Origin of the sequence: Kaistella polysaccharea (genome assembly GCF_020410745.1) — a bacterium.
Taxonomy (GTDB): Bacteria; Bacteroidota; Bacteroidia; order Flavobacteriales; family Weeksellaceae; genus Kaistella; species Kaistella polysaccharea.
Window position 1 is genome coordinate 627,495 of the sequence record NZ_CP084528.1, and the last position, 24,011, is coordinate 651,505.

Sequence of the window (24,011 nt, forward strand, 5' to 3'; positions counted from 1 at the left end):
TTTTTGATTTGAAATCTAATTTTATCCTACATTTGCGATATGCCAATTGAAATTCTTTTTAAAAACACCAACTGTGAGTGGATCGACGTAGAAAGCCCGACTGAAGATGACCTCGCTTATCTGCATGAAAGATATCAAATTAACACGCTATTGCTAGAAGATACGATTGATGCGAATCACCTGCCAAAATTTGAACAGGATGGAAATATTAATTTTTTCCTCATGCGAGAAAATACGCAGTCGGAAAGATTCAATTTGAATACAATCAGTGATGTGTCGACCAAACTCGGTATATTTTTGATGGATAAAGTGATCATCACCATTCACCGTTTGAACAACAGAAGCATTTATGAATTTAAAAAGGAAATTCTGCTGCCACAAAATGAAGATATTACAAGAGACCGAATCGCGTTGAACCTGGCATTAAAAGTCCTTAAATCTTATGATGATGAATCTAAAAATCTGATGGAAATAATGGACCAGATTGAAAGTGAAATATTTTTAAAAACCACCAATCATTCTAACCATATCCGCCGGCTTTACCGACTTAAAAGGAAATCCGGTCTTAACTCCAGAATCCTTAATATATCTACAGTTTGGGTTGAGAAATTTAAAATGCTGGACCTCGATGATTCACCGGTGACGGATCTTAAAGACAAACATAAGGATGTCATCGGAGATTTTGATCATCTTAATGTTCAGGTTGCCAGTTTAATCTCAATGTTTCTAGCGATGAGTGACCAGAAGGCCAATCAAGTGATGAAAGTTCTAGCGATTTACTCCATGTACTTTTTCCCGATTACTTTTATCGCGGGAATTTACGGAATGAATTTCCATTTTATGCCGGAGCTCAGTCTAAAATATGGCTATTACATAACTTTAGGTATCATGGGCATCATTTCGCTTATCACCTTTGTTTATGTGCGAAAGAAAGGTTGGTAAACTTTCGCGAAACCACATAAAAAAAATCCCAACTTCTCAATTGGGATTTTTTTATTAAAATTTTATGTTTTTTAGAAACTCAGAACTCGAACATCAATTCGTCGGTTTTGGGCTTTACATTCATCAGTATCATTACCTTCACAAACCGGGAACTGAGAGCCATACCCTTCAGCTTCAATTCGATCTGCTGCGATACCCATTTCCAACAATTTTAATTTTGCTGATTGTGCGCGAAGATTAGACAATTTCATATTTGTATCTTCATTTCCTGTATTATCAGTATAACCGCCGAGTTTTATTTTAGAATTCGGAAAAGCATTTAAAATTTCTGCCAAGTTGCTCAACTGCTCTTCAGCACCTGGTTTTAAATTACTGCTGCCACTTTGGAAAAATAAATTTTCAATAGTGTACCAACGATCTGGAACCAACAATGATTTATCTTCTAACTTTAATCCATTATAAAACGCGTAGAGTTGACTGTTTTCACCAACTGCAATCGATTTGTTTGATAATTTTATTTCCTGAATATCCCCAGTGTCATAAACATAATCACCTTCATCATTCAAACTTCCGCTTACTACTGCCGCTGGCACTCCTGCATTCATTCCTTCAACAACTGCAGGTTTTACAGAAACTCCAGACATTCTCTGAAGTGATTCTAACTTCGCGGCTCTGTTGCTTTCAATTTTATCTTTATGTAGAATTGCCAATGTTGGTGCAATTACCAAAGAAACAATTGACATCAATTTAATTAAAATATTCATCGATGGACCTGAAGTATCTTTAAATGGATCGCCCACTGTATCACCAGTAACGGAAGCTTTGTGCGGTTCGGAACCTTTGTAATGCATTTTTCCATTAATGTCAACCCCTTTTTCAAATGATTTTTTAGCGTTATCCCAAGCTCCACCGGCATTGTTTTGAAACATTCCCATTAAAACACCGGAAACAGTTGCTCCTGCTAAAAATCCACCTAATACTTCTGGGCCAAAAATAAATCCGACCAATAATGGAGATATTAAAGCAATTGCACCTGGTAAAAGCATTTTTCTAATCGAAGCATCGGTTGAAATGGCGACACATTTTTCATATTCTGGTACTGCTTTTCCTTCTAAAATACCAGGAATTTCCCGGAACTGACGACGAACTTCTTCAACCATGGCCATTGCCGCTTCTCCTACTGCTTTGATCGCTAGGGAAGAGAATATAAAAGGAATCATCGCTCCTACAAATAATCCGGCTAAAACATCAGCGCGGTAAATGTCAATTCCGTCAATTCCTGCAATACCTACAAATGCTGCAAATAAAGCTAGAGCTGTCAAAGCTGCAGAAGCAATAGCAAACCCTTTTCCTGTAGCTGCGGTTGTATTTCCGACCGCATCTAAAATATCTGTTTTTTCACGAACTTCTTTTGGCAATTCACTCATTTCAGCAATTCCACCAGCATTATCGGCAATGGGCCCAAATGCGTCGATAGCAAGCTGCATTGCAGTAGTTGCCATCATTCCGGCAGCAGCGATTGCTACTCCATACAAACCAGCACATAAATAAGAACCATAAATACCACCAGCAAGAACTAAGATCGGTAGAAATGTAGATTCCATACCCACTGCCAGACCACCAATAATGTTCGTTGCGTGACCAGTAGATGATTGTTTGATAATACTTTTAACAGGTCTTTTTCCCATCGCAGTATAATATTCCGTGATTATACTCATTAGAGTACCAACCAAAAGACCCACCATAATTGCACCAAAAACACCCATTTTAGTAAACTCATGATCACGAAGTGACATGGTTTCTGGCATTAAATAATTCACCAAGAAATAAGATGATATCGCCGTTAGAACTATACTTCCCCAGTTACCTAAGTTTAGAGCATTCTGCACAGGAGCGGTATCTAATTCTGTATTTTCTCCAATTTTAACGAATAAAGTGCCAATCATAGAATATATAATTCCTGTACCTGCAATTAACATCGGTAAAAGAATCGGTGCAAATCCACCAAAAGCATCATCTGAAAAAGTTTCACGACCCAAAACCATGGTTGCCAGAACTGTGGCTACATATGAACCAAATAAATCGGCTCCCATCCCGGCAACATCTCCAACATTATCCCCTACGTTATCCGCAATAGTCGCTGGATTACGTGGATCATCTTCTGGAATTCCAGCTTCTACTTTCCCAACTAAGTCAGCACCAACATCTGCAGCTTTGGTATAAATTCCGCCTCCAACTCGGGCAAAAAGGGCAATCGATTCTGCGCCTAAGGAAAATCCAGTTAGAATTTCGATGGTTCTCTCCATTTCAACAGAATCTACTCCAGCGCCTGGTGCAAAAATTTGTTTAAGAATTATATAGAGTCCACCCAATCCTAAAACGGCCAAACCAGCAACACCCATTCCCATGACAGAACCTCCGGTAAAAGAAACTTTCAATGCTTTCGCGAGTGAAGTTTTTGCTGCTTCTGCTGTTCTTACATTGGCTTTTGTAGCGATACGCATTCCGATAAATCCTGCCAAAGCAGAAAGAATAGCACCGAAGACAAATGATAAACCAATGGACCAGTGTGAATTTTGATTCGAAGCTCCCATTAAAGCAAGTAAAACTGCTACAATCACCACGAAGTAAAGCATGATTTTGTACTCCGCTTTCAGGAAAGCCATAGCGCCATCAGCGATATGACCACTGATTTCCTTCATGCGGTCATTTCCTGCATTTTGCTTCTGCACCCACGAACTTTGAATAAAGGTGTAGATTAAAGCCACAATACCGAAAAGTGGTACCAAAATAAATAAATTCATATATTATTGTTTAATGTTAATTTTTGTTAATTTAAATTCAACCCGAAAATACACATTTTTTTTTTACTGACGTGCTCTACATCAAAAAAAATAGACAAATGAAAACATTTGTCTATGTGAATTAAAAAAGAGAATTTCTTAGCCACCAAATTTATTGGCATAATCCTTTTGTGAAGCTATAATTACTTTCTTAGCGTGCTCTGCTCCGTATACTTCCTGAATTCTACATTTTGCAGGTTCATCTGGTAGATTTTTGTATGTTAAGAAGTAGTGCATCAATCTTTTAACCTCTGCCTGAGGCAATTCTGTAATATCGCGGAAGTGGCCAAAAGCGTGATCACCTTTCATTACTGCAACTATTTTATCATCAGCTTCGCCCTTGTCAATCATCTTGAAGCCACCGATCGGAATTGCTTCCATCAATAATCCTCCTGCATGAATATTGTGAGAACTCAAGACGCAGATATCAAGTGGATCTAAATCACCTGTATTAACATCAGTTGCTCCACTATCGATCGCCAACTGAAGGACTTCATCATGACAATAAGTTCTTGGAACAAACCCGTATAAAGCAGGAATAATATTAGAGAATTGTTGCGGTCTATCAACTTTTAGATAGCCACTTTGTTTATCAACTTCATATTTAATGGTATCACTTGGAACAATTTCCACAAATACATTTACAACATTTGGAGCTTCTTCGCCCACAGGAATCCCGTGCCACGGATGTGCTTTAAAATTAGGTATCATTTATTTATTTTAATTTACGATTAGGTTTTCTTTTCTTAAATCTTCAATTGAGGCCGATATATAATCTTGCTCATTCATATAATTCATTAGAAATACAGTTTTAAAATCTTGCAATGTACTTTCATTACTAAGATTTTCATATGTTTTATGAAGCAGATGAAGAATATTATTCTTACAATTTACAACTTTATTCCAAGAATTTTTTGTCAGATAAAGCTGTTGAGATGCATTATAATCGAACTCTTCATTAATGGTTTTTTCCACCAAAAAAAGATATTCGTGTGCAGCTAAATTTTGATCAAATTTTGAAACCAGGTTGGACGGCTTCAGACGTTCCAGAAAAAGCGTGATCCGTTCGTAAGCATGAATGCGCTGTTCCGACTGGCCTTTAACAGTTAATAAATTGATTTGCTGTTTTTTTAATTTAATGTAAGTGTACACAAACTGCCGCGTATAAACCAAAAAAGGTATTGCAATAAGCAACGCAAATGCGTAGGGAAAATAGGGCGAATCGATCATGTTTTTTATGAAAGCACAAAATTACGAATTTTAGTACTTTTTAATGATGTTTTTGATTAAATCTTTCCCCGAATTTTCGATAATACAATACTCTTGCAGTTCAGAACCAAAACTCTTAAAGAAAACTTCGATACCACGAATGCTGCTTCCCATAAAATCGAATGATTTTAAAGAGATGTTTTCCCGTAAAATTCGATCGATAAGAAATGAAGCTCCGTTATCTGAACGGAAATTTTCATCATTGACCAAACCTAAGAGAAAAAGTCGGTCGTCAGTAGAAATCATAATTGCTAAACTTATAAGTTGCTCATCTTTAAAAGCCCCGAAAAGTTTCAGCATATTTTTACTCTGCAGAAAACTTACATACTTAATGAATTTATCTAAATCACTTTTCTTCTCTAATCCTTTAAAATTTTGAGTGATAAAGTGTAGATTTTCACCTAATGTTAATTCCTTGCTCTGTAAATATTGCGCTGTTTTTACCGTTGATTTTCTGCCTTTAAAATATTGTTTCCGGAGCGAAGAAAATTCAGTTTTACCTATAAAATAATTTTTCTTCTTCGGCAGATCGCTTATGAAATTGTTAGAGAAATGAAAACTATAATAGACGATTTTATAATTCCGACGTAAAAAAAGGAGAAACAGTTCTTCAACTTCGCGATCATCACGTGGACCAGAAACTCCCAGCTGCTGGCAAAACAATGGCATTATTACAAAATTTAGCCCGTACTTTTTCCGGATCGGTACGGGCATCACAAATTCATAATCGTCAAAAATTAATAAATCCCAAGTTTCACACAGATGATCTAGAATAAAACGGCTTGCATAAAAATTCTTTTGAGCTGAATTTTCCAAACAATTTTGATATTTTTTGAAATCAATCTCGGCGTACTTCAGTCTTTTAATCATAATAAATTTTCATCAGCAAAACTTAAATAAGAGTTTTGCGCAATAATCAAATGATCGAGCAACTGAATATTTAAAATTTTTCCGGCTTCTGTAATTTGTTTTGTAATTTTCAAATCTTCTTGACTCGGCTTTAAATTACCTGATGGATGATTGTGAGCAACCACTAATCCAGTCGCAAAATGTTCTAAAGCATTTTTAAAAAGAATCCGGATATCAACCACCGATTGATTAATTCCACCTGATGACAATCTACTTTTTCCGATAATTCTGTTGTTTTGATTTAGAAAAATAGCCCAGAATTCTTCAGTTTGTAAATCGGCCAAAAAAGGTGCTAATATTTTGTAAGTATCCTGACTGTTTGTAATCTGGATTTTTTCTGGAACTTCCTGAGCTGCCCGGCGCCGGCCTATTTCAAGTGCAGTGGCAATTGAGATTGCCTTTGCTTCGCCAACTCCTTTAAATTTTATAAGATCAGAAATTTGCAAAATCGACAAATTATGCCAGTTATTTCCGACGGAGTTCAATATTTTTCGACCAAGTTCAACGGCAGATTCCTCTCGGTTTCCACTTCCCATAATAATTGCCAATAATTCTGCATCAGACAGTGAATTTTTACCTTTCAATAAAAACTTCTCCCGCGGTCGGTCGTCTTCAGCCAGTAATTTGATTGACATTTAAGGTTCATTTAAAGTTGAACTTTTAAAATTAAGAAATAAAAATTAAAAGCTAATTAAAGTCCCTGAATAATAAGACCATCTTTCATAACGAGTTTGCGGTCAGTAGTATCTGCCAAATGCGTGTTGTGCGTTACAATTACAAAAGTCTGATGATATTTATCTCGCAAATCGAAAAATAATTGGTGAAGGTCATCAGCGTTTTTAGAATCGAGATTCCCCGTAGGTTCGTCAGCAAAAATAATTTTCGGAGAATTGATCAGCGCGCGCGCAACCGCTGTTCGCTGTGCTTCACCACCCGACATTTCGTTGGGTTTGTGATGGATTCGGTGCGCAATGTGTAAATCTTCAAATAAAGAATACGCTTTTTCGATAGATTCTTTCTCATTTTTCCCTGCGATTCTTGTCGGTAACAAGACATTTTCCAAGGCAGAAAACTCCGGTAAAAGCTGATGAAACTGGAAGACAAATCCAATGTTTTGATTTCGGAAACTTGAAAGTTGTCTATCACTCATGCTGATAAATGATTGACCAGCCAAGTCGATTTGCGTATCAAATTTTTTGGGTGTTGTGGGTTTATCTAGTGTTCCTAAAATTTGCAATAATGTAGATTTACCGGCGCCCGACTCACCTACAATTGAAATTACTTCGCCCTGTTCAATATGAATATCAACTCCTTTCAGAACTTCTAAATCGCCGTACGACTTATGAATATTACGCGCTTTAATCATGGTGTCAAAAATACTAAATTTAAGGTAAAGTTCCCCCTTAGAAATGATGGAATTATATTAAAAAAGTCCTTCCAACATGTACGCCGAAAGGACTTCTTTTAGGATTTACGATTTTATATTAGAGTAACAATGTTAAAGGTTGCTCTAAATAAGTTTTTAAGGTTTGCAAGAATTGCGCGCCCGTAGCACCATCAACAACTCTATGATCACAAGCTAAAGAAAGTTTCATTGTATTTCCAACGACGATTTGGCCATCTTTTACAATTGGTTTTTCAATAATTGCGCCTACAGAAAGAATCGCTGAGTTCGGCTGATTAATAATTGAAGTGAAAGTTTCGATCCCGAACATTCCTAAATTAGAAACTGAGAAAGTTGAACCTTCCATTTCGTTGGCTTTCAGACCTTTGGATTTTGCTCTTCCGGCCATATCTTTTACGTCAGTAGAAATTTGTGTGTAGTTCATCTGATCTGTATTTTTCAACACAGGAACCACCAATCCATCTGGAATTGCTACGGCAACTCCTACATTAATATTTCCGTGGTGAATAATCTTATCTTCTTTCCAGGTAGAATTTACTTGCGGATGTTTTCTTAAAGCCATTGCTGTAGCCTTAATAATCATGTCATTAAATGAAATCTTAGTATCTGGTAAAGCGTTAATTTCTTTTCTTGCCTCAATCGCTTTATCCATATTGATTTCAACGATCAAGTAATAATGCGGTGCGGTAAATTTACTTTCAGCGAGACGTTTCGCAATAATGTTTCTTACTTGTGAATTCGGTGTTTCAGAATCTTTACCCTGAACAAAATTCATTGAAGCCTGTGCCGGAGCAGCAACTGCAGCAGGCGATGAAACTTCTTGTTTCGCTTGCGTAGAAGCAGCACTTGGCTGATAATTTTCAATATCTTTCTTTACAATTCTGCCATTTTCTCCACTTCCCTTTAAAGTTTGTACATCAATTCCTTTATCTTCCGCCATTTTTTTAGCTAATGGAGAAATCGCCACTCTTTCAGTTGATGAATTATCAGCAGTTGGCATTTCTGTATTTTCTGATGTGGAGTTATTTTCTTCAGCTTTTTCAGGAGCAGGTTTTGATTCTGCTTTTTTTGTTGCACCTGATGTAAGACCAGAAACATCTGTTCCTTCGGGCCCGATGATTGCTAAAACAGTATCAACTGGACTCGCTTCACCTTCGGCAACGCTTGTGTAAAGTAAAGTTCCGTTCACTTCTGATTCAAAATCCTGAACTGCTTTATCGGTTTCGATTTCTGCTAGAACATCTCCTTCTTTTACCTGATCACCCACCTTAAAATGCCATTTTGCCACTTTACCCTCGGTCATGGTATCAGAAAGACGAGGCATTGTAATTACTTCAACTCCTTGTGGAATTTCAGCAGTCGTTTCTTCAATGCTCGTAGATTCGTTTTCGGTTTTATGTTCTTCGTCTATTTTATTCTCTTCTTTTTTTTCGGAAATTCCTTCGTCAACCATTCCACTTTTAAGTTTAGAAATGTCTTCTCCCTGCTCTCCAATAATCGCCAAGACAGAATCTACAGGCGACGAACCGCCTTCTTCTGTTCCGATATATAATAAAGTTCCGTTAAATTCTGATTCGAAATCCTGTACGGCTTTATCAGTTTCAATTTCGGCCAAGAGATCTCCTTCTTTTACTGAGTCGCCCACTTTCTTGTGCCATTTTGCCACTTTACCGTCCGTCATCGTATCAGAAAGACGGGGCATTGTAATTACTTCTGCCATAATTCTAATTTGTTATATATTAAAATGAAGAGATTTTAAAACATACTCATTTTAAAATCTCGATCACCAAATTGTTTTAGTTATTTTCAAGCTTGTTTATAAACGGATAATCTTCCTGATCATAAACATAATCATAAACTTTAGATAAATCTGGATATGGAGACTGCTCCATAAATTCCACACACTCTTCTACAAATTCTTTAGATTTTTCATCGAGTGCTGCTAGTTCGTCTTCTGTTGCCCAGTTTTGCGATAAAATTTTATGTTTTACGATTTCTATAGGATCGTCTTTTTTATGTTCTGCAACTTCTTCTTTTGTTCTGTAAGGTTCTGCATCCGACATAGAGTGACCTCTGTATCTGTAGGTTCTGGCTTCTATAAAAGTTGGTCCGTCTCCTCGTCTTGCTCTTTCGATTGCTTCATAAGCAGCTTCCGCTACTTTCTCAGGATTCATAGCATCTACAGGTAAGCACGGCATTTCGTAACCCAAACCTAATTTATAGATATCTTCGTGGTTGGCAGTTCTTCCTACCGAAGTTCCCATCGCATAACCGTTATTTTCAACCACAAACACCACTGGTAATTTCCAGTTCATTGCCATGTTGAAAGTTTCGTGAAGTGAACCTTGGCGCGCTGCTCCATCGCCGAAGAAACAAATATTTACGCCACCAGTTTCAAAATATTTATCGGCAAAAGCAATCCCAGCTCCTAAAGGAATTTGACCCCCTACAATACCGTGACCGCCATAAAATCTTTTTTCTTTGCTGAAGATATGCATAGAACCACCCATTCCACCTGAAGTTCCCGTGGCTTTACCACAAAGTTCTGCAAGAATTCTTTTAGGATCTACTCCCATGGCCATTGGGTGAATGTGACATCTGTAAGCCGTGATCATGCTGTCTTTGGACAAATCCATCGCGTGCGTGAATCCAGCTGGAATCGCTTCCTGTCCGTTATATAAATGTAAAAATCCTCTGATTTTTTGTTTGAGATAGAGTGAACGGCATTTGTCTTCAAATCTTCTCCACATCGTCATGTCTTCATACCACTGCAGGTAGACTTCTTTCGAAAATTCTTTCATGTGTTGATTTTGCTTTTTTTAATAGGCACACCTAACCTTTCGGTTTTATGTTTGTTTAGAAATATTCAGCAAAAATAATAAAAATCTTTGTCTTTAAGGTTAGCATAGCAGGACAATTGTCAGTTTTTAGTCATTTAAAAATATTACTTTTGGTCACTTAATATTTTTTATGGCAGATTCTTCCCAGGAAATGACACACCGAGTATCGAAATTACTTTCTAATTTCTTTAATCCTATGAATTCTCTCGTTCTCTATTTTCTTTTTTTTAGCATTAAAAATTTTTCGTTAAAAGAAACCGGAGAAAATTTTCTACCAATTTTTTTTCTCATGATTGTTCCCATTTCTGGATGGATTTTTTATAAAGTTAAAAGTGGTGCATTTACCGATTCAGATGTTTCTGATCGAAACCAACGCAAACAACTGTATTTTTTTATCGGCGCTTCTTTGATTATTTATTTACTTTTCATTTATTTCAGATTTAACCGTGTAGATTGGGTTCTTCTATATCTTTTAATTCTACTGGTAACCATGCAGATCAGCAACTATTTTATAAAAAGCTCAATGCATACGGCTCTGAACATTTATGTTGCTGCGTTAATGTTTACAATAGATCCATTGCTGGGAATTGGGTGGTTAAGTATAGCAGTTGCAGTTGGCATAAGTCGCGTAATTCTTAAAAGACATACTTGGGCAGAAGTTATTTCAGGCGCATCAATCGCCACAATTATATCTTTTATCTATCTTTATACTCATATTCAATTATTATAAAAAAGGCATGAAAATTAGCGAATTAACGGCAGGCGAAGAACAATTAATGAATGTCCTCTGGAAACTTGAATACGGATATATGCGGGAAATTATCGAGTTTTATCCTGATCCAAAACCCCACCCCAATACAATTTCTACCTTCCTAAAAATTTTAGTGGAAAAAGAATTTTTACAAACCACAAGAGAAGGACGGATTTTTAAGTACACGGTAGCCATTCCATTTGAAGATTATAAAAAATATAAACTCGGAATTTTTTTAGAATATTATTTTGATAATTCACCGAAAAACCTGGTAAAGACCTTACTGGCTGAAAACCTAATTCATCCAGCTGACTTTAAAGAGTTTTTCGAAGTGAAAACAACTATTCATTCTAATCTTAAAAAGGAAAAGCGCGATTCTGATCTAAGTGATTTTATAGAAGAAATTACGGCACCAAAGAAGAAAAAAGTTGGGAAAGAAAAGAAGAAAAAAAATAAGCTAAGCAAGCAGAAAAAGAAGAAAAAACTTTAATAGAACAGCTTCAGTAATTTTAACATAAATACCTAAAACAGTGCGAAATAAATTTATTGACATCTTTGGGAATGCAGGATTTATAATCAAACACAATCCTTTGATGCTGGTAATCGCATTGATTGCTGCTGTTTCTATGATTTGTCTCGTTGAAGTTGCACTACCTCGGCAGGAGCAGTCATTTGTTTTTATGAAGTTGGCATTGGTGGCATCTTTGGGAATTTCTGTTTCTTTTACGGTAAGAATGCTGTCGCAAAGATTCGGTCGGGAAATCGTCTTTCAGTTTATTGCGATTGTATTTCTAATTGCTTTTTATTTTCTACTTCCAGACCGGGAGAAAGATTTTACAGAAATGTATGCCTATTTATTGATTCCTACTTTTATTTTATCCCATCTACTCGTGTCGTTCGTAGCATTTTTAAAATTTAACAGCGAATTGAATTTCTGGCAGTTTAACAAAAAATTATTCATCAATTCGTTCTTAACTGCTGTATTTACAGGAGTTTTAACGGGCGGCGTTTTATTGGCTATTTTAGCGGTTGATCGGCTTTTTGATTTTAATCTGGGAAACGAGTGGTACACATATACACTCTACTTCCTGTTATTCTTCGGCAGCGTTTTTATATTTCTATTATTTAATGAAAATGGACTTCCATATCTAGAGCGACACGGTGATTATCCCGTAATACTAAAATTCTTTACGCAATATATCCTCATCCCACTATTGCTCATTTATGCAGTGATTCTATATTTCTATTCTGCTAAGATTTTAATCAACTGGGAACTTCCCAGAGGTTGGGTTTCTTATCTGATTCTCGCCTATTCGGTCGTCGGAATTCTGGCACTTTTGCTTGTACATCCTTTGAAAGATGACACTACAAAATCCTGGGTAAGAATGTTTTCGAAAATATTCTATTATACATTGTTGCCACTCATTATTTTACTTTTTGTGGCGATATTTACCCGAATTTTAGAATATGGATATACAGAACCGCGGTATTTTGTTTTGATGTTGGCTTTGTGGCTGACGACCGTCGTTCTATATTTTATCTTGAACATAACACAAACTATTAAATTTATACCCTTAAGTTTATTTCTTTTTGGTCTTTTTTCCCTTGCTTTTCCTTATTTTAATGCTTTTTCTGTGGCAAAAAGAAGTCAGAAAAGTGAATTGGTAAAAATATTGAACGAAAATAATCTACTTAAAAACGGTAAAATTAACTTTAGCAAAAAAATTCAAAGTGAAAAAGTACATGATATTGCAGATAAATTTAAATTTCTGGCGGAAAGAAAAGAGATTGATTTTTTACTTCCCTTCCTGCACTCTAAAGGACAAGTTGAACTAACAAAAAATATACAGGATGGCAATTACTACGAAATTAAAAATCTGACTAAAAATCAGTTTAAAAATATTAGTTATGATCTATCCGATAAAGAAATCAATCCTGCTTCACAAAATATTACTTTGGTTGCTAAAGATTTTAATGCAAACCTTTCCGGTTACCAATATCTTTTCAAAGCCTATAACTACAAAGATAATTTCTTCGAATTTGAGGGTAATACGATAGAATTAAAAATGCCGGTTAGCGTTTTCAAATCGGATTTTAATTTAATTTTTAATAAGCAGAAAGTTAATTTAGTTCCAGATTTACAAAAGCTGTTTAAAAAGTATCCAAATAATGGGGAAATCAAAGTTGATAATCTTTTCATCACGAAGAAAATTGGGAACTACGAATTCAAAATTATGTTTGATACGCTTATTCTCGTGAAGTCTGCAAATAAAGAAAGTCAGTTTCTTATCAATTCGGAATCGATTTTAATTCTTATCAGAAAATTATAACAATTAAAATTAGGCACAAAAAAAGCGACTTTAAAAAGTCGCTTATATTTGTTTAGGTAAATCTTACCAGTTAGAACCGCCACGACTTCCTCCGCCGTAACCGCTTCCGCTTCCACCGCCGCTTCCGCCACGACTTCCACCACCATAACCACCACCGCCTGAACGGTTGTTGTCAAAGCTTCTTCTTGGTTTGTCTTCTCTTGGCTTAGCTTCAGAAATGTTAAGTTCTTTACCATCCAATTCTTTCCCGTTTAGAGCTTCGATAGCATTCTTGCCATCTTCATCGCTCATTTCTACGAAACCGAAACCTCTCGATCTCCCAGTTTCTCTGTCTGTAATGATTTTGGCAGACGATACGTCACCAAATTCTGAAAATAAATCTTGCAACGACTGTTCTTGAGTTGCATAGTTAATGTTTGAAACAAAAATGTTCATCTTAAAAAAAAAATTAATTATTAATACTGTTGAAATTATAAATGAAACTCAACAATTGATGAACAAAAATTGATTTCAGGATATAAAAACAGGTGCAAGATACAATTAATTATTACATATGCAACATTTTATACAAATTATTTAGTCAACTTCTTTTCCATTACTTGCTTCCAGAAGTCTGAACCAATCTTCCCTGCTCAGTTCTAAACCTAAACTTTGTTTAAATTCTTTTATCTTTTCTACACGGGAAGTCCCTATTATAGGAATTACATTTGCTGGATGTTTTAATATAAAAGCTAAAAGTATTTGGTTTTCTTCGGCTTGATATTTCTGACAAAGGTCTAAAACCACATTTTCAATTCTTTTATTCTGCTCAGAATTCTCGGAGAAATAATTTCCCATTACTGACCAAGCCATCGGTTGCAATTTTTTAAGCATCATTTGATCTAAAGTTCCGTCATATAAAGCTTTGGTTTCATTAATCGAAATTTCTACTTGATTCGTAATAATTGGGAACGCATCGTTGACCAGATCAAATTGTGATGGTGAAAAATTTGAAACACCAAAATGCCTAACTTTTTTTTCTTCCCGCAAAATTGAAAACGCTTCTCCGATTTCCAGGGGATTTAGTAAAGGTGAAGGTCGGTGCAGCAATAATAGATCAAGATAATCCGTTTTCAAATTTTTAAGACTTGTGTCTACCGATTTTAAAATATAATCCTTGGAATAATTATATGATTTAAGATGGAAATTACGATTGGTACACGGCATTTCTATACCACATTTTGAAATGAGTTGAATCTTATTTCTGTCAATTTTCATATCAGAGAATGCATCACCAAATAGCTTTTCGGTTGTATAATCACCATAAATATCGGCGTGGTCGAAAGAGGTGAGATTTTCTGTCATCGCAGTATCGATGAGTTGTTGCACATTTCTTATGGAATGATTGGCTCCCCAAATGCCCCAGCGCATGGTTCCTATGATAATGGGTGAAAAATTCATGAGCTTATGATTTTGGTCAAAATTACATCATTATAAAAAGTCTTTACTCATTTTACAATTTAAATTTTATTTTTAAAATTTTAGTCTCTTTTACTCGAGTAATCGCAACCCAGCGTGAGTGAATCCCCTTGTTTAATCTGGAGAGAATGGAAGATGGTAATGTTCGCCCTAAAGAACAGAAATTTACCTCTAGGCAACATTTAATAGCATTAAAAAAAATATTAACAGCAATATCTTTAAAACATTGTAACCTTTTACCACATGATAACGTATAATATAATGCAGTCCTAAAGTGGACCTTATTACTACATGAGACAATTAAAAATTACCAAACAGGTTACCAACAGAGAAACCGCCTCGCTTGACAAGTATTTGCAAGAGATTGGAAAAGTTGATTTGATTACGGCCGACGAAGAAGTTGAATTGGCACAAAAAATCCGCGCCGGAGACAGAGTGGCGCTAGAAAAATTGATTAAAGCCAACCTCCGATTTGTGGTATCTGTGTCTAAACAATACCAGAATCAAGGACTTTCTTTGCCCGATTTAATTAATGAAGGGAACTTAGGCTTGATGAAAGCGGCGAAAAGATATGATGAAACCAGAGGTTTTAAATTTATCTCTTACGCAGTTTGGTGGATTCGTCAATCGATTCTACAGGCATTGGCAGAACAGTCTAGAATTGTAAGATTGCCATTGAACAAAATTGGATCAATTAATAAGATCAACAAAGCGTACGCGCATTTGGAGCAGGAAAACGAAAGACCTCCTTCCCCAGAAGAGTTAGCTGAAGTTTTGGATATGAGCGAAGACGACATCAAGGAATCAATGAAAAACTCCGGAAGACATTTGTCGATGGATGCACCGTTGGTTGAAGGTGAAGATTCTAACTTATACGATGTTTTACGTTCCGGTGAATCACCAAGTCCAGATAAGGATTTGATGTTGGAATCATTACAAATTGAAATCGAAAGAGCGTTGCAAACTTTGACTCCACGTGAGGCAGATTTGGTTCGTTTGTATTTCGGCTTGAACGGAAAACATCCAATGACTTTGGAAGAGATCGGTGAAACTTTTGACCTGACAAGAGAAAGAGTTCGTCAGATTAAAGAAAAAGCAATTAAAAGATTGAAACACAATACGAGAAGTAAAATTCTGAAATCGTATTTAGGTAAATAATATTTTTCAAAAATATTATATAAATTAGAGCAGGTTTTTAAAGCCTGCTTTTTTATGGAAAATAATAAATTAAATAATTTAATTCAGTCTAATTTAATAGATTTCTCAACGGATATTTTAGAAATTCCTTTGGACACATTTATTGACAACGACACAATCGAAGCATTTCCGATTCTAGGCAGTATTTTTAAAATTATTGGACTCGGAAAATCAATTAATGATAAAATTTTCGCTAATAAATTAATTCATTTTCTAAATGAGTTAAAAGATTTGGAAAATGATTTCATTTTAAAAGAGATCAGCTATATCGATGATTCTAACTTATATCGTCACAAAGTTGGTGCGAAAATATTAGAAATTATAAATCGTATTGACTCTGATTCAAAACCTCAAATTATAGGAAAATTATTTAAATCTTTACTTTTAAAGCATATAGATTATGCAACATTTTACAAACTTGTTAATTCCGTTGAGAGCATCTTTATTTACGACTTACTCGTTTTAAAAGATTTTGATGAGCATGGTTATTTATATGTAGATCCTCCTCCTCATTTATATAACTTTGAATTATGTAACGTTTTAACAATGAACTCTCATTTCATTGATCTAACTAATACAGAAGAACGATTTTATGGAGTCAGAGCAGAATTACTTCACCATGGAACTATATTACTTAAGTTTGGTTTAAATTAATTAGGCAAAAAATTCTTCCTCGCCAGTTCTTTACGTACTCGGCTCAGACTTTCTGGTGTAATTCCGAGATAAGAGGCAACCATCCATTGGGGAACGCGCTGCAAAATATCAGGATACATTTTAATAAATGTCATATATCTTTCTTCCGCCGTATCAGCAAGAAGAGAATTCACCCGATTTTGCAAATTTCGAATGTGCTTTTGTAAAAGCAAGTCATTATTCTCCGCGGTTTGGGGAAATTTTTCAATCATGTTTGTAAAAAAATGATTATTCAGCAGCAAAACTTCAGACTCTTCAACGGCTTCGATATAATACTTTGATTTTTCATTAAAGTAAAGAGAACTTCGGTCGGAAATAAGCCACGTTTCTGGTGCAAACTGAATAATATGTTCTTTTCCATTTTTATCAATGGAATACATTCTTAGCAAACCTTTTTCTACGAAAAAAGTTTCGCGGCAAATGTCGCCGGGCTGAAGTAGAATGTGATTCTTAGAAACTTTTTTAAAGGTATAATTTTCACTACACGGATCGAGTAAGTCTTTCGGAACTTCTAAAATTTCGGAGAGATATGTTGTAATATTATGTAGGGAATCCATCAGCTTTTAAATGAGACTCACTGAAATACTCTGATGAGAAGCGTCTTTAACTGCTTTTCCATTTTCCAAAATAATCAGCTGTGGGCTTTGATGAGTGATGCCGAAATCTTCAGCGATCTTATTCGAAATAGGCCGGAAAGTGATTAAATCCAGAAAATAATAGGCTACATCTTTGTCAGAATTTCCTACTTCCGCTTCAAAATTTTTCAATACCATTTTACTGATATGGCATCTAGTAGAATGTTTAAAAATGACAACCTTTTTTTCAAAAGACTGTTCGATGGCTTTATTTAAATCTTCTTCAGATTTAATAGAGTTCCAAAAAGTAGATGAAGAATTTTGAGCGTCTTCGCCCCCAAATATTTTATTAAATAAACTCATATATTAATTGTTTTAGGAAATATAGAAAAAAATAAATTACCAGTTATTTTCTTTCTTTAAATTATCGATATGTGCAAAATGATGTTCACAATGCCAAGCGCAAAATGCCAAACATTCTCGCAGATTGATATTTTTATTTTGATCTGGATGAAAATAGGTACTTTCGAATTCCTTATTTGTCAGTGATTTTAATTCATAAACCCAACGTTTATGAACTCCTTTTAATGTTTGGATTGCAGGTTTGATGTCAATACTAAAGCTGTCTTGAAGTTCCGCCCATTGTTGTTCATTATAGGGTTTTATGGTTGGCGAATCTTCGGTTAAAGCCAGTTTGAACCTTATATAACTGTTCATACTGCTGTCCGCTAAGTGATTAATTAGCTGTCTCACCTTCCAACCGCCTTCGCGATATTGCGTGTCGAGTTGCTCATCGCTCCAGTTTTCCACGGCATATTTTATCTTATTCGGGAATTCTTTTATGGTTTTAATATATTGATCAAGATCCTGATCTGAAATTTCTACAGGTTCCTGATAATTGCCGATCGGATATTTTCTAAGTTCTAAATTGTCCATTTTAATTTTCAAATTTGACTATTTGGCTTACCAACGGAATTGGCGGGCATTTTGTGTTTTAGTTTTGTAAATTTACTACAAAAAAGTTGAATTCGATCTGATTCGAAAAATTTAAGAATATGAAAAAAGCCCTGATTATAGTCGATGTACAGAATGATTTTTGCGAAGGTGGCGCACTTGCCGTTCCTGGCGCGAATGAAATTATTCCTTATATTAATCTCCTCATGCAGGATAATGAATATGAGCAAATTGTGCTCACCCAAGATTGGCATCCGGCTAATCACAAAAGTTTTGCCTCAAATAATGGCAAAAAAGTCGGTGAAAATATCATTTTGAACGGCGTTCCTCAATTTATGTGGCCCGATCACTGCGTGCAGGGAACGCACGGTGCAGAATTTCATCCCGATTTAAACCGTGATAAAGTGACGCATATTATTCAAAAAGGCACAAACACAGAATTCGACAGTTACAGTGGTTTTCAAGATAATAATCATTTTGTAAAAACCGGACTTGATGATTTTTTAAAATATCATGATATAGAACTGGTGGAAATTGCGGGACTTGCCCTTGATTATTGTGTGAAATTTACGTGCTTAGATGCAGCGCAATTAGGATACGTAACCTGTCTGCATTTTAATGGAACACGTGCTGTAAATGTAAAACCCGATAACGCAAAGGAAGCCATCTACGAAATGTTACAAAATACGGTAACTGTTTTAGGTTAAACTCATTTAAAATTAAAATTAGCTCCGCATTTATCAATGTGGAGTTTTTTTGGCTTTTCTAATTTTAATATTTTATTTTTAACAAAATTTTAGTGTGAAAAAAATTGTATTTCTAGCTATCTTATTAATTCTAACATCTTGTATTTCGGTAAAACGGTATAATGAAAAGTTGGAAATTCCAATTGCAGCCGCCAAATTGAAAAAAGATGTCGATTTCACACGAACTAAATTAGAAAAACTCCACCCAAATTTATATTGGTATATCACAAAAGAAAACTTAGATTATAAGTTCGATAGTTTAAAAAATGGAATTAATAAGCCATTAAAACCGAACGAATTTTACCAAAAACTTGCGCCAATTATCGCTGACATCCGAGAAGGCCACCTTCGCCTCTATTCCGCAGACAAGCGGCTGACAAAAAAAGAAATCAAAGATCTAAAAAAGCAAAAAGGATTATTGGGTCGCTATAACTTTGTAGTTAATGATGATCGAATTTTTGTAAAAGATAACGCCGACAAAATCCCTAATATGAACGTTGGTACAGAAATACTTCGTGTTAAAGATATTCCCGTTAAAGATTTATTAGAAAAATACAAACCGTTTGTAAACAGCGACGGTTACAATACTACTTTTCAAAAATATTCAATGGCTCGGCGTTGGCCGCTATTTTTCACTGAAGAATTTGGCATTTTAGATAGTGTAAAAGTAGAAACCAAATATCAAAACGAAAAGAATACATTTTATCTGCACCGGGAAAAAATCACAAAGGAAGAGCGTAAAGAAAAAGAAGAACAAAATAAAAAACTCACCAAAAGCGAAACGGGTAAAACCAAAGATTATAATATTGTCACCAAAAGTTTTAATCGCGATTTACAATTTCCCACCAAGGATTCTACGATTGCGTACATGAAAATTAAAACATTTTCCGGCACGTATTCCCGTAAATTTTATCGACAGAGTTTTTCAAGTCTCAAAAAATCTCCTGCAAAATATTTAATCTTAGATATTCGTGATAATTTGGGTGGTTCTCTCGCGGAGATCAACAATCTTTATTCCTATCTGGTATCTGAAAATTTTAAATTCATTAATGATATCGAAGTGACTTCCCGATCATCAATGTTTCAGGCGAATTATTTTATAGAATTTCCAGCCTTGCTAAAACCTATTGCTGTTTTAGGTTATCCATTTTATTTTGTCGGTTCAGCGCTTTCTGTCAAAAAAGAAAATAATCAATTTTACTTGCGCAATAATGGAATCTTTGGTTTGAAAAAAGCAAAAAAAGACAATTTTGCGGGGAAAATTTATGTACTCATTAATGGAAGCAGTTTCTCCGCATCATCGATTATCGCCTCAAAATTAAAAGATGATCAGCGCGCCTTTCTCGTCGGTGAGGAAACGGGCGGAGCGAATGACGGAACTGTTGCTGGCAGATATTCTACCAAAAAATTACCGAATTCGAAATTGAAACTTCCAATTGGCTTAATGCTTATTCAGCCAAATATAGATTTTACGCACACCAAAAAAGGTGTTGTTCCAAACGAGGAAATTATTCTAACTTTAAATCAAGTCTTACAGAAAAAAGACATTCAACTGGATTGGATTTTAAATGACATTAAAAAGCACCAATTCCTGGAAAAATAAAAAAAGCTCTCGATTTGAGAGCTTTTTCGCTGAATTTTTTAATTGTAATGTTCTACGCTTAAAATTTCAATTTTTTTCTCACCTTCTTTAAAAGGCCAGTTGATTACGTCGCCCACTTTGTTCCCAACAGTTGCTAGAGCCATTGGCGATAAAATAGAATATTTTCCTTTTTTTTCTTTGTGTCTGCTGGTCTGCACAAATAAATAGTTTTCTTCTTCATTTGTATCGACATCTTTAATTTTAATTTCGCAGTTTACAGTTACTACATCTTCTGGTAATTCTCTACGAAGAACCTGTTTGGCATTTCGAAGTTGCTGCAAAAGAATTTGCTCCTCTTCTATGGTGGTGCCTTTTCTACGTAAATGTTCTTTAATTAAATCGTAAATTCCTGTAGTTAAAACGATACTTTCTGACATGTTGATTTTTTTCTAAAAGTTAAAAAATGAATACATAATTATGACTCAGACAGTTATTTCAAACAAAATCATTTGTTTGATTATTCTGCGAAATGCATTCAAAAATAGGTGGTTGAATATTTAATGTTCTGAAAAACTGCCCTGTCCTGAATCGTGACAGGGAATATTAAATAAACTCCTTAGAATCTTGTAGAAATTTATCATCTAGCAAATAGGCCAACGACGACGACTTTACGTCCGCAGAAAATTTTTCTAGAAAAAAGTAAATCATTATCATTTTTATCCTAATTAACTGACGAAGATACGACTTATATATTGGATTTCCAAACAGTTAACTTTTTGTACGTGGTAAAATTGATAAACTCTTTAATTATAAGGCATCGAAAATTATATTAATTACAAGTTCTAAAATTCAAATATAAATCCGAAATAAGGAAGAGGTGTTGAACGGTCACTTTCACCCGTTTGTAATAAATAATATTGCTGATTTTGAGGAGCCTCAGGATTGGCTATCACTCCGTTGTTGTCAGCATCCCGCTGAAGATTGACAATCGGCAAACGACTTGGGCTTTTTGATCCATAAGCATTTACAACATCAATATATGCGGTAAACTGCCACTTGTTGAATATCCATTTTTTTTCTGCACGTAAATCAAGTTGGTGCGATAAATTGCCACGTTGTGAATTCAGTAATTTAAAATTTTGTAAAGGTCCATTTGAAATATTCCAGATATTAACCAAAGCGCTACGCTGAAGATCGTACGGAGTTTCCGGTAATCCTGATTGCATGCGGAATCGTGCGCCTACATTCCAGTTATGATTTAAATATTTTCCCGCTGTTATGGCTACAATATGGCGAGAATCCCAACTCGAAGGCAAAAGATTTCCGTTTCCATTAGAAAATTTAGAGTATCCAAATGTATATGCTACAATTCCGTAGAAATTATTAACAGTTCTTTTTTGCGCCAAAAATTCCAGACCGTAGGTTTCTCCAAACCCTCTGGAATCCAAAGGTTCATTTCCTACAACTCCGAAATTTGCGCCTACATTTGCAAGTGAAATCTGGTTTCGAAGAGAAAACGGACAATTTTTGTATTTTTTATAATATCCTTCCACTGTAAGCCGTAAATTATCGTCGCCATTATATTCTACTCCACCAACCAGGTGCGAATTGCGGATATATTTTAAAGTACTTTTATTGGTGAGAGTTTGATTTTCCACATATCCTAAAGCGGTATAAGCTGGAAGTTGGTAGAAAATTCCTGTATTAAAGGTGAGGGCAAATTTCGGGGTGAGTTTATAGCTCAATGAAAACCGTGGGGAAAATTGGTCTAATGGATTATTTGTATTTTCTGAGTAATTGCTTGCATCTACTCTAAAACCTCCAGAAAGTTGCAAACGATCAGCAAAAAATCTTTTTGAAGTCTGCAGATAAACTCCGTATTGCAAAACATTTAGTTCTGATAAAATTTCATCAAAATTTACCGCATTTTGCGTTACATTTTTGATGGTTGAATTATTAAAGTATTTTGAAAAATTGAGGTTTGTTCCTGCACTGAATTTATATTCATTCCACGCGAAACTGCGGTCAAACCTTATTTTATTTTCACTTTCCTGAGATTTGTAATCGTACAGCAAATTAGTGGGAGTTTCTATATTTCGGTAATATTTAAACGCTTGATTATCCAGCATATTTCGGCTTATTGTTAACAACCAGTTGCCATTTTCTGCCAGGTGACGATAACCAGCACCGATCGTATAATTCCATTGAGGCGACACGGGAAGTTGATCGATTAAAGTTAAATTGGTTAAAGTTGGCTCCGCATTTTCATTAAATTTAAAGCTGTCTTTCGCCCCTAAACCAAGAAAAAAAAGCTCGTCACCTGATTTATATTTTTTGGCTACTTTAAAGGTTGCATCATAGTAACTAGGTAAAAAAGGCAATCCTATTGCTTTAAATAAAAGCTGCAAATTCGATTTCCGAACACTGAAAAGTCCGGTCCAGGATTGGTCTTTAGAAAGGGGTCCATCCATCATAAGCTGCATATCATCTAAACCAATCACCGCTTTATAACCTAATTTATCTTTCCGGGCCTGTTTCAAATTAAATTCAAACAAAGAAGAAAGAACACCATTTCGTGAAGCTGGAAAAGCACCACTATAAAAATCAACATCTTTCACAAAGTCGATGGTAATAATGCCGCGCGGTCCACCAGAAGCGCCTTGGGTTTGAAAGTGATTGATGACAGGAACTTCAATTCCGTCAATATAAAATTTATTTTCAGCGGAACTTCCACCCCGAATAAACAGGTCATTTCGAAAAGTTGCTGTACTTCCAACACCCGGAAAACTTAAGATTGCTTTTGAAACGTCGCGTGTAGAACCAGCATTTTTTTGAACTTCTTCACTCGTAATATTTCGTAATGAAAGTGGGCTTTCGGCAGTAGTTTTATATTGTTTTCGGGTGATGACGACTTCATCAATATTCCTGGCTATTTTATTTAAACCGACGGAGTATGTTAAATTTTGATTGGGAACAATATTTACATCCTTTAAAAAACCGGTCTCGTAATCTGTAGATCGAATTTCAAAACTGTAAGTTCCAGAAGGAAGATCAGCAATATTAATATTTCCTTCTCCCCTAAATTCCTGCGTTGAGTTTGAAATAGAAATATCTGCAGGCAATGATTTTCTTGTAAATTCATCGTACACATTTATATTAATGCTGCCTGTTTGTGCAGAAAAGCTAAGAAATGACAGTACGAATAAAAAAGATAAAATAAATTTCATATAAATTTTCGGACAAAATTACAAATAAGCGCCCCATTATGGGACGCTTAAAAAAAAATAAAAAAAACTAACTATGGTAATAACACTTTATCAATGGTAAATTGTATCCAGTCTTTACTGGCTTCAATAGTTAACACGAAATTTTTAAATCAATTTTGATGATAAGTAAATTTTCGTTCTACAATATTAGTACTTTTATTTTCTAATACAAATTTATTGGTATTATTTTTTACTAAAAATATTATTTGTAAAATCTATATTATTACAAGACTTCATTATATAAGAGAAAA

Annotated in this window: 23 protein-coding genes; 8 read left to right on the forward strand and 15 right to left on the reverse strand. The window is 35.1% G+C overall.

Translation table 11 applies throughout. The annotated features are described in order from the left end of the window. The first annotated feature begins 39 nt into the window (after positions 1-39). Positions 40-942 carry a CorA family divalent cation transporter gene (locus LC814_RS02740; protein ID WP_226064826.1) on the forward strand — a complete coding sequence of 301 codons (903 nt, stop codon included), beginning with the start codon at positions 40-42 and terminating at the stop codon, positions 940-942. Between the two features lie 71 nt (positions 943-1,013). On the opposite strand, the gene LC814_RS02745 is transcribed toward LC814_RS02740, so the two are convergent. From LC814_RS02745 to pdhA, 8 genes are all read right to left on the reverse strand, one after another. Beyond that, complete coding sequence (locus LC814_RS02745) at positions 1,014-3,746, reverse strand: sodium-translocating pyrophosphatase (protein ID WP_226064827.1); 2,733 nt, start codon at positions 3,744-3,746, stop codon at positions 1,014-1,016. 138 nt (positions 3,747-3,884) lie between these two features. Further along, complete coding sequence (locus LC814_RS02750) at positions 3,885-4,496, reverse strand: inorganic pyrophosphatase (RefSeq protein WP_226064828.1); 612 nt, start codon at positions 4,494-4,496, stop codon at positions 3,885-3,887. 9 nt (positions 4,497-4,505) lie between these two features. Continuing rightward, complete coding sequence (locus tag LC814_RS02755) at positions 4,506-5,015, reverse strand: DUF7935 family protein (RefSeq protein WP_226064829.1); 510 nt, start codon at positions 5,013-5,015, stop codon at positions 4,506-4,508. Between the two features lie 30 nt (positions 5,016-5,045). Continuing rightward, entirely contained in the window at positions 5,046-5,924 is an 879-nt protein-coding gene (locus tag LC814_RS02760) for a hypothetical protein (protein ID WP_226064830.1), read from the reverse strand. After that, the gene (gene radC, locus LC814_RS02765) at positions 5,921-6,598 is read right to left on the reverse strand and encodes a RadC family protein (RefSeq protein ID WP_226064831.1); all 678 of its coding nucleotides are present in this window, start codon (positions 6,596-6,598) and stop codon (positions 5,921-5,923) included. Before radC ends, LC814_RS02760 begins: the two co-directional genes overlap by 4 nt. Positions 6,599-6,654: 56 nt before the next feature. Then, positions 6,655-7,329 (reverse strand): ABC transporter ATP-binding protein, encoded by a 675-nt coding sequence (locus tag LC814_RS02770; protein WP_226064832.1) that lies wholly within the window; start codon positions 7,327-7,329, stop codon positions 6,655-6,657. A gap of 118 nt (positions 7,330-7,447) precedes the next feature. Then, a complete protein-coding gene (locus LC814_RS02775) occupies positions 7,448-9,088 on the reverse strand; it encodes a dihydrolipoyl dehydrogenase family protein (RefSeq protein ID WP_226064833.1) in 1,641 nt (546 codons plus the stop codon). A 76-nt stretch (positions 9,089-9,164) separates the two neighbouring features. Continuing rightward, positions 9,165-10,169, reverse strand: coding sequence for a pyruvate dehydrogenase (acetyl-transferring) E1 component subunit alpha (pdhA, locus tag LC814_RS02780; protein ID WP_226064834.1), 1,005 nt, complete (start codon positions 10,167-10,169; stop codon positions 9,165-9,167). Positions 10,170-10,338: 169 nt separating this feature from the next. Here pdhA and LC814_RS02785 point away from each other — a divergent pair, with 169 nt between their 5' ends. Genes LC814_RS02785 through LC814_RS02795 form a run of 3 tightly spaced genes read left to right on the forward strand, consistent with a single transcriptional unit; the run spans position 10,339 to position 13,289 of the window. Continuing rightward, positions 10,339-10,938, forward strand: a complete 600-nt coding sequence (locus tag LC814_RS02785; protein WP_226064835.1) for a phosphatase PAP2 family protein — start codon at positions 10,339-10,341, stop codon at positions 10,936-10,938. A gap of 7 nt (positions 10,939-10,945) precedes the next feature. Beyond that, the gene (locus LC814_RS02790) at positions 10,946-11,449 is read left to right on the forward strand and encodes a BlaI/MecI/CopY family transcriptional regulator (protein ID WP_226064836.1); all 504 of its coding nucleotides are present in this window, start codon (positions 10,946-10,948) and stop codon (positions 11,447-11,449) included. Positions 11,450-11,489: 40 nt separating this feature from the next. Then, positions 11,490-13,289 (forward strand): DUF4153 domain-containing protein, encoded by a 1,800-nt coding sequence (locus LC814_RS02795; RefSeq protein WP_226064837.1) that lies wholly within the window; start codon positions 11,490-11,492, stop codon positions 13,287-13,289. Positions 13,290-13,352: 63 nt separating this feature from the next. Here the strand turns inward: LC814_RS02795 and rbp are convergent, their stop codons facing one another. Beyond that, a complete protein-coding gene (gene rbp, locus LC814_RS02800) occupies positions 13,353-13,724 on the reverse strand; it encodes an RNA-binding regulator (RefSeq protein WP_226064838.1) in 372 nt (123 codons plus the stop codon). A 141-nt stretch (positions 13,725-13,865) separates the two neighbouring features. Continuing rightward, a complete protein-coding gene (locus tag LC814_RS02805; RefSeq protein ID WP_226064839.1) occupies positions 13,866-14,729 on the reverse strand; it encodes an aldo/keto reductase in 864 nt (287 codons plus the stop codon). A gap of 309 nt (positions 14,730-15,038) precedes the next feature. On the opposite strand from LC814_RS02805, the gene LC814_RS02810 reads away from it, so the two are divergent. After that, positions 15,039-15,905: a sigma-70 family RNA polymerase sigma factor gene (locus LC814_RS02810; RefSeq protein ID WP_039344711.1), complete on the forward strand. Its 867-nt coding sequence runs from the start codon at positions 15,039-15,041 to the stop codon at positions 15,903-15,905. A 54-nt stretch (positions 15,906-15,959) separates the two neighbouring features. Then, the gene (locus LC814_RS02815; RefSeq protein WP_226064840.1) at positions 15,960-16,598 is read left to right on the forward strand and encodes a hypothetical protein; all 639 of its coding nucleotides are present in this window, start codon (positions 15,960-15,962) and stop codon (positions 16,596-16,598) included. Here LC814_RS02815 and LC814_RS02820 read toward each other — a convergent pair. The 3 genes from LC814_RS02820 to LC814_RS02830 are packed head-to-tail and all read right to left on the reverse strand — an operon-like array spanning position 16,595 to position 18,148. Beyond that, the gene (locus LC814_RS02820; RefSeq protein WP_226064841.1) at positions 16,595-17,194 is read right to left on the reverse strand and encodes a Crp/Fnr family transcriptional regulator; all 600 of its coding nucleotides are present in this window, start codon (positions 17,192-17,194) and stop codon (positions 16,595-16,597) included. The two genes, LC814_RS02815 and LC814_RS02820, sit on opposite strands and share 4 nt — an antisense overlap. A gap of 6 nt (positions 17,195-17,200) precedes the next feature. Further along, positions 17,201-17,575, reverse strand: a complete 375-nt coding sequence (ytxJ, locus tag LC814_RS02825; protein WP_226064842.1) for a bacillithiol system redox-active protein YtxJ — start codon at positions 17,573-17,575, stop codon at positions 17,201-17,203. Between the two features lie 36 nt (positions 17,576-17,611). Continuing rightward, positions 17,612-18,148 carry a YfiT family bacillithiol transferase gene (locus LC814_RS02830; RefSeq protein WP_226064843.1) on the reverse strand — a complete coding sequence of 179 codons (537 nt, stop codon included), beginning with the start codon at positions 18,146-18,148 and terminating at the stop codon, positions 17,612-17,614. 119 nt (positions 18,149-18,267) lie between these two features. Here LC814_RS02830 and pncA point away from each other — a divergent pair, with 119 nt between their 5' ends. Together pncA and LC814_RS02840 are read left to right on the forward strand one after the other, a co-directional pair. Continuing rightward, a complete protein-coding gene (gene pncA, locus LC814_RS02835; RefSeq protein ID WP_226064844.1) occupies positions 18,268-18,873 on the forward strand; it encodes a bifunctional nicotinamidase/pyrazinamidase in 606 nt (201 codons plus the stop codon). 94 nt (positions 18,874-18,967) lie between these two features. Beyond that, positions 18,968-20,515, forward strand: a complete 1,548-nt coding sequence (locus tag LC814_RS02840; protein ID WP_226064845.1) for a S41 family peptidase — start codon at positions 18,968-18,970, stop codon at positions 20,513-20,515. A gap of 38 nt (positions 20,516-20,553) precedes the next feature. On the opposite strand, the gene LC814_RS02845 is transcribed toward LC814_RS02840, so the two are convergent. Beyond that, positions 20,554-20,931, reverse strand: a complete 378-nt coding sequence (locus LC814_RS02845; protein ID WP_226064846.1) for a GreA/GreB family elongation factor — start codon at positions 20,929-20,931, stop codon at positions 20,554-20,556. Between the two features lie 405 nt (positions 20,932-21,336). Continuing rightward, a complete protein-coding gene (locus tag LC814_RS02850) occupies positions 21,337-23,721 on the reverse strand; it encodes a TonB-dependent receptor (protein ID WP_226064847.1) in 2,385 nt (794 codons plus the stop codon). Between the last annotated feature and the right edge of the window lie 290 nt (positions 23,722-24,011).